The sequence below is a fragment of the Enterobacter sp. K510 genome (assembly GCF_055804875.1).
In genome coordinates this window covers 214521-230542 of the sequence record NZ_JBNRLQ010000005.1, presented here as the reverse complement: position 1 = coordinate 230542, position 16022 = coordinate 214521, and the positions used below count along the sequence as shown (strand labels likewise).

General features: G+C 57.4%; 16 protein-coding genes. 11 read left to right on the top strand and 5 right to left on the bottom strand.

Features of this window, described 5'->3' with window-relative positions; genetic code table 11:
* Positions 1-12: 12 nt before the first annotated feature.
* From ACQUTD_RS10835 to ACQUTD_RS10825, 3 genes are read right to left on the bottom strand one after another with little or no spacing between them, the layout of a single operon-like run.
* Positions 13-267, bottom strand: a complete 255-nt coding sequence (locus ACQUTD_RS10835) for a DUF1427 family protein (protein WP_473275173.1) — start codon at positions 265-267, stop codon at positions 13-15.
* A gap of 2 nt (positions 268-269) precedes the next feature.
* A complete protein-coding gene (locus ACQUTD_RS10830; protein ID WP_473275175.1) occupies positions 270-512 on the bottom strand; it encodes a DUF1427 family protein in 243 nt (80 codons plus the stop codon).
* A 58-nt stretch (positions 513-570) separates the two neighbouring features.
* Positions 571-1263 carry an isochorismatase family protein gene (locus ACQUTD_RS10825; RefSeq protein WP_473275177.1) on the bottom strand — a complete coding sequence of 231 codons (693 nt, stop codon included), beginning with the start codon at positions 1261-1263 and terminating at the stop codon, positions 571-573.
* A 229-nt stretch (positions 1264-1492) separates the two neighbouring features.
* On the opposite strand from ACQUTD_RS10825, the gene ACQUTD_RS10820 reads away from it, so the two are divergent.
* From ACQUTD_RS10820 to ACQUTD_RS10795, 6 genes are all read left to right on the top strand, one after another.
* Positions 1493-3370, top strand: a complete 1878-nt coding sequence (locus tag ACQUTD_RS10820; RefSeq protein WP_473275181.1) for an amidohydrolase family protein — start codon at positions 1493-1495, stop codon at positions 3368-3370.
* A gap of 4 nt (positions 3371-3374) precedes the next feature.
* Positions 3375-3800 carry a DoxX family membrane protein gene (locus ACQUTD_RS10815; protein WP_473275183.1) on the top strand — a complete coding sequence of 142 codons (426 nt, stop codon included), beginning with the start codon at positions 3375-3377 and terminating at the stop codon, positions 3798-3800.
* Positions 3787-5412, top strand: a complete 1626-nt coding sequence (locus ACQUTD_RS10810; protein WP_473275186.1) for an MFS transporter — start codon at positions 3787-3789, stop codon at positions 5410-5412. The genes ACQUTD_RS10815 and ACQUTD_RS10810 overlap by 14 nt, the downstream gene beginning before the upstream one ends.
* A 41-nt stretch (positions 5413-5453) precedes the next feature.
* Positions 5454-6275 (top strand): alpha/beta fold hydrolase, encoded by an 822-nt coding sequence (locus tag ACQUTD_RS10805; RefSeq protein WP_318362599.1) that lies wholly within the window; start codon positions 5454-5456, stop codon positions 6273-6275.
* A gap of 127 nt (positions 6276-6402) precedes the next feature.
* A complete protein-coding gene (locus ACQUTD_RS10800) occupies positions 6403-6828 on the top strand; it encodes a CopD family protein (protein ID WP_318377198.1) in 426 nt (141 codons plus the stop codon).
* 248 nt (positions 6829-7076) lie between these two features.
* Positions 7077-8726: an alpha,alpha-trehalase gene (locus tag ACQUTD_RS10795; RefSeq protein WP_072571124.1), complete on the top strand. Its 1650-nt coding sequence runs from the start codon at positions 7077-7079 to the stop codon at positions 8724-8726.
* A 39-nt stretch (positions 8727-8765) separates the two neighbouring features.
* Here the strand turns inward: ACQUTD_RS10795 and ACQUTD_RS10790 are convergent, their stop codons facing one another.
* On the bottom strand, positions 8766-10367 hold the full coding sequence (locus ACQUTD_RS10790) for an STY4199 family HEPN domain-containing protein (RefSeq protein ID WP_473275189.1): 1602 nt from the start codon (positions 10365-10367) through the stop codon (positions 8766-8768).
* A 142-nt stretch (positions 10368-10509) separates the two neighbouring features.
* On the opposite strand from ACQUTD_RS10790, the gene ACQUTD_RS10785 reads away from it, so the two are divergent.
* On the top strand, positions 10510-11037 hold the full coding sequence (locus ACQUTD_RS10785; protein ID WP_473275191.1) for a GNAT family N-acetyltransferase: 528 nt from the start codon (positions 10510-10512) through the stop codon (positions 11035-11037).
* Positions 11038-11116: 79 nt separating this feature from the next.
* Positions 11117-11515, top strand: coding sequence for a YgiW/YdeI family stress tolerance OB fold protein (locus ACQUTD_RS10780; RefSeq protein WP_072571121.1), 399 nt, complete (start codon positions 11117-11119; stop codon positions 11513-11515).
* Positions 11516-11550: 35 nt separating this feature from the next.
* Here ACQUTD_RS10780 and ACQUTD_RS10775 read toward each other — a convergent pair whose 3' ends face one another.
* A complete protein-coding gene (locus tag ACQUTD_RS10775; protein ID WP_473275193.1) occupies positions 11551-12309 on the bottom strand; it encodes an SDR family oxidoreductase in 759 nt (252 codons plus the stop codon).
* A 119-nt stretch (positions 12310-12428) separates the two neighbouring features.
* Here ACQUTD_RS10775 and ACQUTD_RS10770 point away from each other — a divergent pair, with 119 nt between their 5' ends.
* From ACQUTD_RS10770 to ACQUTD_RS10760, 3 genes are all read left to right on the top strand, one after another.
* Positions 12429-13331 (top strand): LysR substrate-binding domain-containing protein, encoded by a 903-nt coding sequence (locus ACQUTD_RS10770; RefSeq protein ID WP_473275196.1) that lies wholly within the window; start codon positions 12429-12431, stop codon positions 13329-13331.
* Positions 13332-13382: 51 nt separating this feature from the next.
* Positions 13383-14417, top strand: coding sequence for an inner membrane protein YhjD (gene yhjD / locus ACQUTD_RS10765; RefSeq protein ID WP_318373443.1), 1035 nt, complete (start codon positions 13383-13385; stop codon positions 14415-14417).
* A 273-nt stretch (positions 14418-14690) separates the two neighbouring features.
* Positions 14691-16013 carry a metabolite/H+ symporter gene (locus tag ACQUTD_RS10760; protein WP_473275199.1) on the top strand — a complete coding sequence of 441 codons (1323 nt, stop codon included), beginning with the start codon at positions 14691-14693 and terminating at the stop codon, positions 16011-16013.
* Positions 16014-16022 lie beyond the last annotated feature (9 nt).

The window sequence follows — 16022 nt, the reverse complement described above, 5'->3', positions numbered from 1 at the left end:
TGAGAGGCCTTTCTAAGGGCGTTTCTCACCCGAAGGCGGTGGCGTACCACTTATTTTAGGGACGCACTCATGACGGAACCAGGCCAGAGTCACCGGCTGGCGGCTGATTAACCTTTTGCATAACGGAATGACCTGCTCGCCAACCAGCATGCCAAACAGCCCAAGCAGGGCGATCACTGGCGGGGCGGGCGAATTCACTTCGATCAGGGTATAAATTACCCCGGCGAGAATACCCATTAACAGCGAAACAATATAGGATTTCAGCATGGTTAACCCGCCTGTTTAGCGCTGGACGTTACGGGGGAGGAGTGGAAAGAAGCGGCAGGTTTTGCGTCGGAAGTACGGGCGACAGGCTCAGGATGCATAAAGGGCGCGGCCAGTTGACCGCCGAGGATCATTCCCAGCAAGCCCACCAGCGCCACCGCGGGCGGCGCAGGGGATCGGACGTTCATCAGCGCGTAAATCAGCCCGATAAGCAGACCTGCCGCCAGAGAAATCAATAAAGGACTCACAGGTCCTCCTTGTAAAAAGGCGCTGGCCGCCACACCCGGTGACGGCCAGCGGCAGTGATTAGCGAACCGGAGCCGGTACCGGTACCAGGGTGCGATGCTCGCTTTCCTGACGTGACGGCGCTTTGTGCACCATGGTGTAGGCGTAGTCCACGCCCATGCCGTAAGCGCCGGAGTGCTCACGCACAATATCCATCACCGGGGTGTAAGTCTCTTTACGCGCCCAGTCACGCTGCCATTCCAGCATCACTTGCTGCCAGGTTACCGGGATCACGCCCACCTGGATCATGCGCTGCATCGCCATGTCGTGGGCTTCTTTGGAGGTACCGCCAGAGGCATCCGACACCATATAAATTTCGTAGTCGCCTTCCAGAATGGCGCACAGAGAGAAGCTGTTGTTGCACACTTCAGTCCACAGACCTGCTACCACAACCTTTTTCTTGCCGTTTTTCGCCAGCGCGTCACGCACTTTCTGGTCATCCCAGGAGTTCATGGAAGTACGCTCAAGGATGTCCTGACCCGGGAACACGTCCAGCAGTTCCGGATAGGTGTTGCCGGAGAAGCTTTCTGTTTCCACGGTGGTGATGATGGTGGGAATGTTGAACACTTTCGCCGCTTTTGCCAGCGCCACGGTGTTGTTCTTCAGTACCTGACGATCGATGGACTGCACACCAAATGCCATCTGCGGCTGGTGGTCGATAAAGATCATCTGGCAGTTATGCGGGGTCAGTAATTCAAGTTTGCTGTTGTTCATGATGTCGCCCATTGAGGTTAATTGTTAAGTGTCTCTGTCGGGGCGCAGTGTAAGAACCTTTTGATTTCCCGCCTATTGTCTCTGCGTATAACTATACCTTCGTATAACTAGACGCTTTTTATCCCGCCTGACCATAATCCCGCCATTCTCCCCCTGCGCTACTGCTCAGGCATTTTATTGTCCACGGTTCACATACCTTTTTTACGGACATCTTCATTCTGGAGGTTCTATGGTTACCCTCGGTAAAGCCGACATCATTCTGACGAATGGTAAGTTTCATACTGTCGATCGCGAGAATCCGCTGGCGGAAGCGGTCGCCATTCGCGATGGCAAGTTTATTGAAGCCGGTACGCTTAATGAGGTGATGCAGTATCACTGCGAGGCCACCAAAGTGATCGACCTGAAAGGTCACACCGCCATTCCGGGCCTTAACGATTCGCACCTGCACCTGATCCGCGGCGGCCTGAACTACAACCTCGAACTGCGCTGGGAAGGCGTGCCGTCGGTGGCGGACGCGCTGCGGATGCTGAAAGAGCAGGCCCTGCGCACGCCAAACCCGCAGTGGGTGCGCGTGGTGGGCGGCTGGAGCGAATTCCAGTTCGCCGAACGCCGGATGCCGACGCTGGATGAAATCAACGAGGCCGCGCCGGACACACCGGTGTTTGTGCTGCACCTTTACGATCGCGCCCTGCTCAACCGCGCCGCGCTGAAAGTGGTGGGTTACACCAAAGATACCCCGAACCCGCCGGGCGGCGAGATCCAGCGCGACAGCAACGGCAACCCGACCGGGATGCTGATTGCCCGTCCGAACGCCATGATCCTCTACGCCACCCTGGCGAAAGGGCCGAAACTGCCGCTGGAGCAGCAGGTGAACTCCACCCGCCAGTTTATGCGCGAGCTGAATCGCCTCGGCCTGACCAGCGCCATTGACGCGGGCGGCGGTTTCCAGAACTACCCGGAAGATTACGAAGTCATCGCCGAGCTGCATGAGAAGAAGCAGATGACCATTCGTATCGCCTATAACCTCTTTACCCAGCGTCCCGGACATGAGCTGGAAGACTTCGAAAAATGGACCGACATGCTGACGCCGGGCCAGGGCAGCGACTATTTCCGTCATAACGGGGCGGGTGAAATGCTGGTCTTCTCCGCCGCCGACTTTGAAGATTTCCTCGAGCCGCGCCCGGATCTGGCACCGGGCATGGAAGACGAGCTGGAGCGCGTGGTGCGCCATCTGGTGGAGCATCGCTGGCCGTTCCGCCTGCACGCCACTTACGATGAGTCCATCAGCCGTATGCTGGACGTGTTTGAGAAAGTGAACCGCGACATTCCGTTCAACGGCCTGCACTGGTTCTTTGACCACGCGGAAACCGTGACCCAGCGTAATATCGACCGTATTAAAGAACTGGGCGGCGGCATCGCCGTGCAGCACCGCATGGCGTTCCAGGGCGAATACTTTGCCGAACGCTACGGCATCGAAGCCACCCGCCACACCCCGCCGGTCGCCCGTATGCTGGAAACCGGCGTGCCGGTCGGTCTGGGTACCGACGCCACCCGCGTCGCCAGCTATAACCCGTGGACCGCGCTCTACTGGCTGGTTTCCGGCCGCACCGTCGGCGGCATGCAGATGTATGACGTTAACGCCCGTCTGGATCGTGAAACGGCATTGATGCTGTGGACGCAGGGCAGCGCCTGGTTCTCCAGCGAGCAGGGCAAAAAAGGCCAGATTAAAATCGGACAGCTGGCGGATATGGTGGTGCTGAGCAAAGACTATTTCGCCGTGCCGGAAGAAGAGATCAAAGGCATTGAATCCGTGCTGACCATTGTTGATGGCAATATTGTCTATGCCGCCGGATCCTTCAGTGCAGAAGCGCCGCCGTCTATCCCGGTTCTGCCGGAATGGTCGCCGGTGGTGAACGTCCCTGGCCACTACCGCAGCGCGCCGCCGAACGCCCAAACCCGCGTCGGAATGCAGCAGATGCCGCACCAGTGCAGCGGGCCGTGCGGCGTACACAGTCACTCCCATGATATTGCGCGGGGTTCAAACGTACCGGTTGCCGAAAATAACGCCTTCTGGGGCGCGCTCGGTTGCAGCTGCTTTGCGTTCTGATGCCATGAAAAATTCACTGAACGTTAATCCGCCCCGTATTGATATGGGGCTATTGTTCCTGCGCGTGGCGGGCAGCCTGCTACTGTTGTATGTCCATGGCTTACCGAAGATTTTTCACTTCAGCGAGGAACTGACCCGTATCGAAGATCCCTTCGGCATGGGGCCGTACATGAGCCTGATCCCGGCGATTGTTGCCGAGGTGATCTGCCCGCTGTTTATCATTGCAGGCGTCTTCACCCGACTTGCGTGCCTGCCGATTATCGGCGTGCTGCTGGTCGCCATGGTGGCGGTGCATGCAGACTGGTCGATTGCCGAAGGGCAGTTCGGCTGGCTGCTGCTGATCATTTTCGGCACCCTGGCGCTGACCGGGCCGGGGCGCTGGCGTATCGGCTCGGGCGGCGTAGCGGAGGTGTCCCGTGGCGCAGGTTAACGACATTCACGATATCGCGAAAGCGGATCTGCCACCGGTCACGGTGGCGGTTTCCCCGTGGCAGCCGCTGCGCCAGCGGGTGTTCCGCATGCTGTGGATCGCCACGGTGGTTTCCAACGTCGGCTCATGGATGAACGATGTCGGTATTAACTGGACCATGCTGACGCTGAGCGCCGATCCGCTCTCCGTCGCCATGGTGCAGGCCGCCAGCAGCCTGCCGATGTTCCTCTTTGCCCTGCCATCAGGGGTGATGGCGGATATCGTCGATCGGCGTAAATACCTGCTGTTCTCGCAAATCTGGGTGTTTATCGCCGCCGCAGGCCTGACGTTTATGTCATGGGCGGATATGGTCACGCCGGGCGTCCTGCTGATCGCCGCCTTCCTGCTCAGTACCGGGGCGGCCATGAGCTCGCCGCCGTTCCAGGCCATAGTGCCGGATCTGGTAAGTAAAGCGGAGCTGGGGCCAGCGATTGCGCTCAATTCGCTGGGGATCAATATCAGCCGCGCCATCGGCCCGGCGCTCGGCGGCCTGGTGCTCTCCTTTGCGGGGCCGTGGATGGTGTTCCTGCTGAACGCCCTGTCGGTGCTCGGCGTCTTCTGGGTACTGTATGTGTGGAAGGCGCAGCCGAATGTGCAGCGTCTGCCGCCGGAGCACTTCTTCCCGGCGGTACGGGCGGGGGTGCGCTATGTGCATGCCGCGCCGGTGCTGCGTAACGTATTAGTGCGCACCGTCGCCTTCTTTGTTTTCGGCAGCGCGGGCTGGGCATTACTGCCGCTGGTGGCGCGTCGGGAACTGGGGCTGGGGCCGGGCGGCTACGGCATTATGCTCGGCTGCATCGGCGTGGGCGCGGTATGCGGCGCGCTGCTGCTGCCACGCATGCGCAAACGCTTCAACCCGGATCGGCTGATGGTGCTGGCGAGCATGATGTTTGCCGTGACGATGCTGGCGCTGGCCTTTGTCCGCCACTTCTGGCTGCTGAACGCCTTTGAATTCTTTACCGGCTTCGCGTGGATTGCCGTGCTGTCGACGCTCAATCTGGGGGCGCAACGCAGCGCCGCCAAATGGGTGAAAGCCCGCGCGCTGGCGGTCTACCTGACGGTGTTCTTCGGTTCGATGACCGCAGGCAGCGCCCTCTGGGGACAGCTCGCCTCGCAGTTCAGCATTCCGTTTTCCCTCTGTGTGGCGACGGCGGGCATGTTGCTGGCCAGCGCCACCGTGCTGCGCTGGCGGCTGGATCAGGATCCGGATCTGAATCTCGATCTGAGCGCCATTAACGAAGCCGCGCCGGAGCTTGAGATCCGCCACGATCGCGGCCCGGTCATGGTGAGCTATCACTACCTGGTCAGCCCGCAAAGCGCCCATGATTTTGTGGTGTGTATGCAGGATATGCGTCGCGTCAGGCGACGCGGCGGCGCGCTGAACTGGGCGATTTACGAAGACATCCTGCAACCGGGTATTTTCGTGGAAACCTTTGTCGTCGGATCCTGGATGGAGCATTTGCGTCAGCGGGAGCGCTACACCATGAACGACAAGAAAATTCAGAATCGGGTGCTAGGATTCCATCAGGGGTCCGATCTTCCGGAAGTTCGTTATCTTATCGCGCCAGAATAAGGCTCGACTTGTTAAATGCATATTAATCAACGAGGTAAAGCATGAGCACATTTAAGACGCAGGATGGTACGCAGATCTATTTCAAAGACTGGGGCACGGGTAAGCCGGTACTGTTCAGCCACGGCTGGCCGCTGGATGGCGATATGTGGGACAGCCAGCTCAATTTCCTCGCCGAGAACGGCTACCGGGTTATCGCCTTTGACCGCCGTGGCTTTGGCCGCTCCGACCAGCCGTGGAATGGCTATAACTACGACACCTTCGCGTCAGACATTAACGATCTGATCACCCATCTGGATCTGCAACAGGTGACGCTGGTGGGCTTCTCCATGGGCGGCGGCGACGTGACGCGCTACATCAACAACTACGGCACCTCGCGCGTGGCGGGTCTGGTGCTGCTGGGCGCAGTGACCCCGATCTTCGGTAAAACCGCGGATTATCCGGCGGGCGTCGATATGTCCGTCTTCGAAGGTATCCGTCAGGGTCTGCGTAAAGATCGCGCGCAGTTCATCAGCGATTTCGCCACGCCGTTCTACGGCACCAACGCCGGGCAGACCGTCTCTGAAGGCGTGCTGACCCAGACGCTGAACATTGCGCTGCTGGCCTCGCTGAAAGGCACCATTGACTGCGTGACCGCCTTCTCGGAAACCGACTTCCGCCCGGATATGGCGAAAATCGACGTGCCGACGCTGGTGATCCACGGTAGTAATGACCAGGTGGTGCCGTTTGAAAGCACCGGTAAAGTGGCGGCGGAAATGATCGCCGGCGCTAAACTGAAGGTGTACGACAACGCGCCACACGGTTTTGCCGTCACCCATACCGACGAGTTGAATGCCGATCTGCTGGCCTTTTTACAGACGCTGTAACGGACGTTTAACACTGCCCCCTGAAGACCGGCCATCGTGCCGGTTTTTTTTATAAGAACATACTCAACTTTAATCCGTTTAGAGAGTACGCTTATCCGCACGCACGCTTATTTTCTAAGGATTAAACATGGCTCACCAGTGGTTAAACGTCATTCATCTGATTACAGGGATGGTCTGGCTCGGCGGTTTATTGATGATGGCGGTGGTGGTCGTGGCCTGTGGCGCGGGCAATACCAGCAACTATACTTCGCTGCTCGCCCAGGTTCGCCGCTGGAGCCGCAGCGTGACGTCTCCTGCAATGCTGATCCTCTGGGCCTGCGGGCTGGCGATGATTGTCAGTCATGGCGGCGGCTTGCCCCTCTGGCTGATCCTTAAAATTGTCGTGCTGGTGGTGCTCTCCGGTCTGCATGGCATGCTCTCTGCCACCCTGCGACGTCTGGCAGAAGGACAAAATAAGCCTTTGCGCCCGTTTATTCGTTATACGCCATGGATCGTCGTGCTGGCGACGGCGCTGATTGTTCTGTTTGTTAAAATGGGGCATGTCATCGGCTAATTGCCGGAAAACATTCATATCGTGTTGCAAAGCGATTGCTCTGAATTGTGGGGGCAATCGCCGTTCGTGCATTCGGAAAATCAGTAGTGCAAACAGCGATTTATTATTTTCGTGCGCCAGACGAGGCGTGAAGAAATGTGATCTACCGCACAGTATGCAACTCAACGGGTAAAAAGACTGTCTACGCTTATAAGTAGCCGGGCAACACCCGTATCTTTTTACGACGCCATCCGGAGGTCAGCATCACTATGTTCAACCAGAAACTCAAACCAGATGAATCCGTTGAATTCGTGATCGAAGAAAAAACCAGCTTTGACACCGATCCGTACGAGCTCAAGCTTGCGGAAATGCTTGAGGCGGAACCGGAACCGGAAATGATCGAAGGCTACCCCGCCTCCGATGCGCTGACGCCTGCCGATCGCTATCTGGAACTGTTTGAACACGTGCAGTCCACCCGACTGTTTGCCGACAGCAAAACTTTTCCCGACTGTGCGCCGAAAATGGATCCCCTTGATATTCTGATCCGTTATCGCCGTATCAAACGCCGCCCTGATTTTGATCTGCAAAAGTTCGTCATGGCGCATTTCTGGTTGCCGGAACAGTACGGCAGCGAATACGTCTCCGATCCCAAAAACTCGCTGAAAGAACACATCGACCAGCTCTGGCCGATACTGACCCGCGAGCCGCAGGATCATATCCCGTGGTCATCGCTGCTGGCGCTGCCGCAGGCCTATATCGTGCCGGGCGGCCGCTTTAGCGAAACCTATTACTGGGACTCCTATTTCACCATGCTCGGCCTCGCCGAGAGTGGGCGTAACGACCTGCTGAAATGCATGGCGGACAATTTTGCGTGGATGATCGAACGTTACGGTCATATCCCGAACGGTAACCGGACTTACTACCTCAGCCGTTCCCAGCCGCCGGTCTTTGCGCTGATGGTGGAACTGTTTGAGGAAGACGGCGTGCGCGGCGCGCGTCGCTATCTGGAACATCTGCTGATGGAGTACAGCTTCTGGATGGACGGCGCGGAATCGCTGGTGCCAAACCAGGCGTACCGTTCTGCGGTGCGTATGCCGGACGGATCGCTGCTCAACCGTTACTGGGATGACCGTGATACGCCGCGCGATGAATCCTGGCTGGAGGACGTGGAAACTGCCCGTCATTCCGGGCGTCCGGCCAGCGAAGTGTACCGCGATCTGCGCGCGGGCGCGGCGTCCGGCTGGGATTATTCTTCCCGCTGGCTGCGCGATGCGAACCGCCTCGCCAGTATCCGCACCACACAATTTATCCCTATCGATTTGAACGCTTTCCTGTTCAAACTGGAAAGCACCATTGCCAATATTTCCGGCGTGAAAGGCGACCGGGAAGGCGAAGCGATGTTCCGCCAGCGGGCGAGCGATCGCCGTGCGGCGGTCAACCGCTATCTGTGGGACGACGAGAAAGGCTGTTACCGCGATTACGACTGGCGACGCGGCGAAATGGCGCTGTTTTCCGCCGCCAGTCTTGTTCCGCTCTATGTCGGTATGGCAACGCATGAACAGGCCGACCGGCTGGCCGTAGCGGTGCGTGAACGTCTGCTGACGCCAGGCGGCGTGATGGCGACTGAATATGAGACCGGCGAGCAGTGGGACAAACCGAACGGTTGGGCCCCGCTGCAATGGATGGCGATCCAGGGCTTTAAACTTTACGGTAATGATGCGCTGGGAGATGAGATCGCCCACAGCTGGCTGGAGACGGTAAATCTGTTCTACCAGCGTCACCATAAGCTGATTGAAAAGTACCATATCGCAGGCGGTACCCCGCGCGAAGGGGGCGGCGGTGAATATCCGTTGCAGGACGGCTTTGGCTGGACGAACGGCGTGGTACGGCGTCTGATTGGTCTGTACGGCGAACCCTGATCGCTACCCGGCAGCAACGCGCTGCCGGGCATACAGCGGTTAGTCAATCACCTCATAAATCGATGTCTGGATCGCCAGCCATTTTTTGGTGCGGGCATCCGGCTCTGCCAGAGCTCTGCGCTTCGCCTGATCCATTTCATATTGCTGACGCTTCACCACCGCAGGCGTCGTACAGAATGCCCGCAGATAAGCTTTGCGCATTGAGGTGAGCTTTTCGCCGGTGACCATGGCATGGCTCAGGGTGCTGATAAAGCGTCGGCAGGGTTTCAGTTCTACCATTTGCAGGCGATAGCGCAGCAGCAGTTCCAGTACATCATCGTGACCTGCTGACATCGCCTCTTCCGTCCACGACAGCTTCCAGTCCATACCACCCTGCAAGAACAGCTGCACCACCCGCGAATCGTTACGGTTAATGGCCGCACGCAGATTATTTTCGTCCCAGGTAATGCCCATACGGGTCAGATTCTCCCGCGACGAGGGTTTTTCGCGTAGCGGCTCGCTCTGCTCCTGCTGCACTTCTGTCTGGGCGGCCTGCGCAGTTTGTGGGGGATTGCCACCACCACTGAACAACCACAGCCCGCCGCCCATGATGCCGAGCACCATCACGCCTACCGCGCCCCACAGCACCCCCGATACCAGTTGTTCCCGCTGCTCCGGCGTGCGCGGTGCGCGCTGCCCCGGACGTTCAATGCTGTCACGAACCTCAAAAATATCACCGCCGGTAGCGCGCGCTTTTTTACGCGCCCGCTCCCAGAAAGATTGCAGCTCACCCGCGTCTGCCGCCAGTAACAGATCCGGGCTGATACGGGTGCGCCCTTCTCTGAAGGCGTTCTGCACGGAACTGGTGATCTGCGGGTAATAGCTGTCCAGTAAACGCAGCTGCGCGGGGGAGAGCAAATCCTGGGAGATCAGGGTATTGCGGATCTGTCGGATGTCATCCAGAAAGACCTGGAGCGTTTTGCGTGGCTCGGCAAACAGCATCAGCGTATGCGGATCGTTAAACAGCGCCGAGTAGCGCTGGGTGAACTCTTTTTTATCCACCAGCATCAGCGCCAGCTCGCTGAATAACATGCCGCTTAACACGTCGTTACGCTCGCCCAGCTTCAGCCAGCGCCGCACGCGATCGACGCCGAACTGCGTTTTCAGATGGTTACTGAGCTGGATACTGTCGGGCCAGGCTTCGTAGATCAGCGCTTTGATCATCAGCTCAATCGCCCGTAACTGCGCCAGCGCCTGCTGCTGTTGCTGCGTCTCATCCTGCACAGTGATTTCGGTGCTGTAGGTGAGCTGCGGCTGTTTTTCACGCAGCAGTTCAAGGGAGGTCATAAAGCGCAGCGCCGTGATCAGCTGGTTTTCACTGACCTCCTGCCCGCTTTCATACTGCGGCACCCGCTGCTGCAGATGGCGCAACAACAGGGTGAACTGCGACAGTTCCGCATCGTTCAGCCGCAGCCGGTGAGCCACCGCCGCCCAGCCGCCAAGATTCGCCCGGGCGGCGTCCAGCTGTTCCAGAAACCAGCGTGGATCTTTGCCCTCGGTCACATCAATATCAAGCAGTGATAAAATTTCGGTGGAGGCCTGACGAATGATGCCGATACAGTGTTCAAACTGTTCGCGAATGCCAGACGTTGAATTGCGCATCTTTATTTTCCTTTAAGTGCAACCAGCCGACGTTAATTTTGTGGGCGTTTTTTCTTTATTTTTTCTTTTTTTCCAGCCACTTATACGATAGACCAGTTATACAGGAATATCAGTGACGGCTGCACAGATATGGACGCGAAATATGCTTGAGCTGACTACGGAACGCCTCTGGTGCCGACAGATCCAGTCAACGGACTGGCCGTTTTTCCTCGCGCTGTATGAAGATGCGCAGATCATGCGTTTCGTCTCTGACCCGCGTCCGCAGGAGGAGATCCACGCGGCATTCGAGAGCCGCCTGCCGCCGTGGACGCCGGGCAGCGCGCACTGGCTCTGTCTGATGGTATTTGAGCGTGCCACGGGGCAGCCGCTGGGCGTTACCGGTTACGTGCACCATGAAGCGGACTGCGCTGAAGTGGGCTTCCTGTTTGTACCGCAGGCGCAGGGTAAAGGCTTTGGCGGCGAATCCCTGCGGGCAGTGTGCGACTATGCTTTTCAACAGGGCGGCATTCGTCGGCTTATCGCCACGGTCACTGCCGGGAATACGTCATCAAAGGGATTACTGGAAAAAACGGGGTTCATACTGGAAGGTGAACTGCGCGAAGCGTTCTGGCTGAACGGGCAGTGGCAAAATGACTGGCTTTTCGGTTTGCTGCGCCATGAATACCGCTGATCCAGACGATTCGCCCTTCATAATGCTGATCCTTATGCCAGGCTTAACAGGATAGCGAGGCAAAATTTAAGGAGTCAGCATGAGAAAAATGATTGTAGCCGCCACGGTAGCGGCGTTATTTGCCCTTCCGGCGCTTGCCGACGATAAGCCCGGCCTGAATACGGATGAAGCGCCGCGACCGGCGCACAAGCTCAATGACGGCTACCGCGGCGCTGAAGAAGCCCACTCAATGACCGTCGACCATGTTACAGAGATGCACGACGATGCCTCTGTGACCCTGCGCGGTAACCTGATTGCGAAAAAAGGTAACGATATTTATACCTTCCGCGATAAAACCGGCCAGATAGACGCTTATATTCCCATGGCGGTATTTACAGAAAGAGAAGTCAGCCCGGATCAGCTGATCAGTATTTCCGGTTCGCTGGATAAACAGCAAACCCCGCCGCGGATAAAAGTTTCACGTCTGCAAAAAGAATAACCGTACGGGGGCGCTGCCCCCGTTTGTTTTATTGCTTACAAAAACATCCCGCCCGACACTTCAATACGCTGCGCGTTCATCCAGCGAAGTTCGTCGCTGAGCAGCGCGGCGATGGCGTCGCCAATATCATCCGGTAGTCCAACGCGACCCAGCGCGGTTTGCGAGGCGACAAACTGGTTCATCTGCGCGTCATCCCGCACCCGTCCCCCGCCAAAGTCCGTTTCAATTGCCCCCGGCGCAATAATGTTTGCGGTGATACCGCGTGCGCCCAGCTCTTTCGCCTGATAACGGGTCAGCACTTCCATCGCGCCCTTCATGGCGGCGTAAGTGCTGGAGCCTGGCAGAGCAAAGCGCGCCAGCCCGGAGGAGACGTTCAGAATGCGACCGCCGTCCTTCATCAGCGGCAGCAGGCGCTGGGTCAGGAAAAACGGCCCTTTCAGATGAATATTCATCATCTCATCAAACTGCGCTTCGCTGGTATCCGCGTAAGGGGCGTACAGACCCACGCCGGCGTTGTTTAATAAATAGTCGAAGTTGTCACGCTGCCAGACATCTTTCAGCTGTTGCCGCACCTGTTCAGCAAATCCGGCGAACTTGCTGACATCACTGACATCCAACTGCAAGGCCACGGCCTTCGCGCCCGCGCGCTCAATTTCCCCGACCACTGCCGCGGCAGCTTGCCCATTGCTGTGGTACGTCAGGATCAAATCTGTTCCCTTTGCCGCCAGCTTCAGCGCAGCGTTTTTACCGAGGCCACGGCTGCCGCCGGTCACTATTGCGATAGGTTGTGTCATAAGAAACCTCATTTCAGGGGGTGTGGTGATTGAGAAGCAGCTTATTAGGTGATAGAAAATCAATAAAGATGTCCCGGTACGCTTCACTGTTTCATTTACAACAACAATAGGGCGCGGCGATGGATAAAGTTTACGCAATGCAGCTGTTCATTCGGGTGGCCGAACTGGAAAGTTTTACCCGTGCGGCGGAGTCGCTGGGGCTGCCGAAAGGCAGCATCTCCCGCCAGATACAGGCGCTGGAGAACCATCTGGGCACGCAGTTGCTGCATCGTACCACCCGGCGGGTACAGCTCACCCAGGACGGCATGGTCTATTACGAACGGGCTAAGGATTTACTTATTAACCTCGATGAGCTCGATGGTTTATTTTTGCACGATCCTTCCACCCTCAGCGGACGACTGCGCGTGGATATGCCGGTCGCGGTGGCTAAAAACCTGGTCATTCCGCGCCTGCCCACCTTTGTACAGCAGTATCCCGGCCTTGAAATTGAACTGAGCAGCAGCGACCGGCTGGTGGATGTGATCCGCGAAGGCTTCGACTGCGTGGTGCGCGTCGGCACGCTGAAAGATTCGGGGTTGATTGCCCGTCCGCTGGGCAAGCTGTCGGTGATCAACTGCGCCAGCCCCGATTACCTCGCGCGATTTGGCTACCCGGAAACCCTGGAGGATCTGAGCGGCCATGCGGTGGTGCACTATGCGGTTAACCTCGGTACGCGCCCGCAGGGCTTTGAGGTATATCGCGACAATGCCACGCAGTGGATCAAAACCGGCGGCATCCTGACGGTCAACAGTACCGAGACGTACCACGCCGCCTGCCTGGCGGGACTGGGGATTATTCAGGCGCCGCGCATTGGCGTGCGGGAGGCGCTGCGCAGCCGCAAACTGGAGGAAATCCTGCCGCAGTATCGCGCGCAGCCGATGCCGGTATCGCTGATTTATCCGCATCGCCGCAACCTGTCGCGCCGGGTGCATCTGTTCATGGAATGGCTGACTGACGTGATGAAAGCTTACGTTGACCAATGACCGTCTATAATTTCTGTTACATCACGCTAACAACGAAGGAACACAGCTCTGATGACAGCGGAAAATAGCGAGAAACGACCGACTCAGGACCTGGACTACGAGCCGGTAAAAAAAATGGACACCACGGATAAGCCGGAACCGGAGCCTGAAAAAAAAGGTGAGGGCGGCGGTGCCATCGAAACGGTGAAGGAGACCGCGGAGAAAATCCAGCGGCGTCCGATGGTGGCGCACCTGATCCGCGCCACCGAACGCTTTAATGACCGCATGGGCAATCAGTTTGGTGCTGCTATCACCTACTTTTCGTTCCTGTCGATGATCCCCATTCTGATGGTGTCGTTCGCGGCAGCGGGCTTTGTGCTGGTGTCGAACCCGACGCTGCTGCAGGATATTTTTAATAAGATCCTCACCAACGTCAGCGATCCGACGCTGGCTTCCACGCTGAAAAATACCATCAACATTGCCGTGCAACAGCGTACAACGGTAGGCCTGGTGGGGCTGGGGGTGGCGCTCTACTCCGGTGTTAACTGGATGGGCAACCTGCGCGAAGCGATCCGCGCCCAGTCGCGCGACGTCTGGGAGCGTAACGCCCAGGACGATGAAAAGTTCTGGGTGAAATATCTGCGCGATTTTATCTCGCTGATCGGTCTGCTGGTGGCGCTGATTATCACACTTTCCATCACCTCCATTGCCGGGGCGGCTCAGGAGATGATCATTTCGGCGCTTTATCTGGATTCCATTGATTGGCTGAAACCGGCCTGGCGGCTGATTGGTCTGGCGATTTCCATTTGCGCCAACTATCTGCTGTTCTTCTGGATCTTCTGGCGACTGCCGCGCCACAGACCGCGTAAGCGGGCGCTGATGCGCGGCACGCTTATCGCCGCCATTGGCTTTGAAGTAATTAAAATCATCATGACCTACACCCTGCCGTCAATGGTGCAGTCGCCGTCCGGCGCGGCCTTTGGTTCGGTGCTCGGCATCATGGCGTTCTTCTACTTCTTCGCCCGTCTAACGCTGTTCTGCGCCGCCTGGATCGCCACCGCAGAATACAAAGACGACCCGCGAATGCCGGGAAGAAAACACCGCTAAACCTATTATCGGGCTGAATAAAAAAGCAAAATTTCAGCCCGATTCATCATTTCAGCATTATAATCCAGCCCGTAACTTTTATTTAACCGAAAACCAGTTTTATATGCTGATATTAAAAAACTGTGAAGCATTTCATGGAAGCCAAATCACAGGCACGAAAATTATTCACTTTTTGCGCAATTAATCACCGCTCCGCTGATTTGTAACAGATTGAAATGTCGCTTTTGCTGTGCGTAATATGGCCGTCCGTTCGCCATAAAATAAGAAATATCTATGCAAGCTACAGCCACAACCCTCGACAATGAGCAGGAAAGCCCGCCGGTAAACTCACGCAATAAGGTCGTTGTTGCCTCCCTGATTGGCACCGCCATCGAGTTTTTCGATTTTTATATTTATGCCACCGCGGCGGTGATCGTCTTTCCACATATCTTCTTCCCGCAGGGCGATCCGACGGCGGCCACGCTACAGTCGCTGGCCACTTTCGCTATCGCCTTTATCGCCCGTCCAATTGGCTCGGCGGTGTTTGGTCACTTTGGCGATCGCGTGGGACGTAAAACCACGCTGGTGGCGTCACTGCTGACGATGGGGATTTCCACGGTGCTGATCGGCCTGCTGCCGGGCTATGAAACCATCGGCATTTTCGCGCCGCTGCTGCTGGCGCTGGCGCGTTTTGGTCAGGGCCTGGGCCTTGGCGGTGAGTGGGGCGGCGCGGCGTTGCTGGCGACAGAAAATGCGCCGCCGCGTAAACGCGCCCTGTACGGCTCCTTCCCGCAACTCGGCGCGCCCATTGGCTTTTTCTTTGCCAACGGCACCTTCCTGCTGCTCTCCTGGCTGCTGACCGACGAGCAGTTCTTGAGCTGGGGCTGGCGCGTACCCTTCATTTTCTCTGCCGTGCTGGTGCTCATCGGCCTGTACGTGCGCGTGTCGCTGCATGAGTCGCCGGTGTTTGCTAAAGTCGCCGCGGCGAAAAAACAGGTGAAGATCCCGCTGGGTACGCTGCTGACGAAACATCTGCGCGTCACCATTCTCGGTACCTTTATCATGCTGGCGACCTATACGCTGTTTTACATCATGACGGTTTACTCAATGACCTACAGCACCACGCCTGCGCCTGTGGGACTGGGGATGCCGCGTAATGAAGTGCTGTGGATGCTGATGCTGGCGGTAATTGGTTTTGGCGTAATGGTGCCGGTAGCCGGTCTGCTGGCTGACGCTTATGGTCGCCGTAAATCAATGATTGCTATTACCTCGATGATCATTATTTTTGCGCTCTTTGCCTTCCCGCCGCTGCTGGGTTCCGGAAGCCAGGCGCTGGTGATGGTCTATCTGCTGGTGGGTCTGAGCCTGATGGGGCTGACGTTTGGCCCGATGGGGGCGCTGCTGCCGGAGCTGTTCCCGACGGAAGTACGTTATACCGGCGCGTCGTTCTCCTATAACGTATCGTCGATTCTGGGTGCGTCTGTGGCCCCGTATATCGCCGCCTGGCTGACCGCCAATTATGGCCTGTTCTATGTCGGCATCTATCTTGCCGCGATGGCCGGTCTGACGTTAATCGCGCTGATCCTTACGCACGAAACGAAAGATCAGTCGCTGTAATAAATTTGC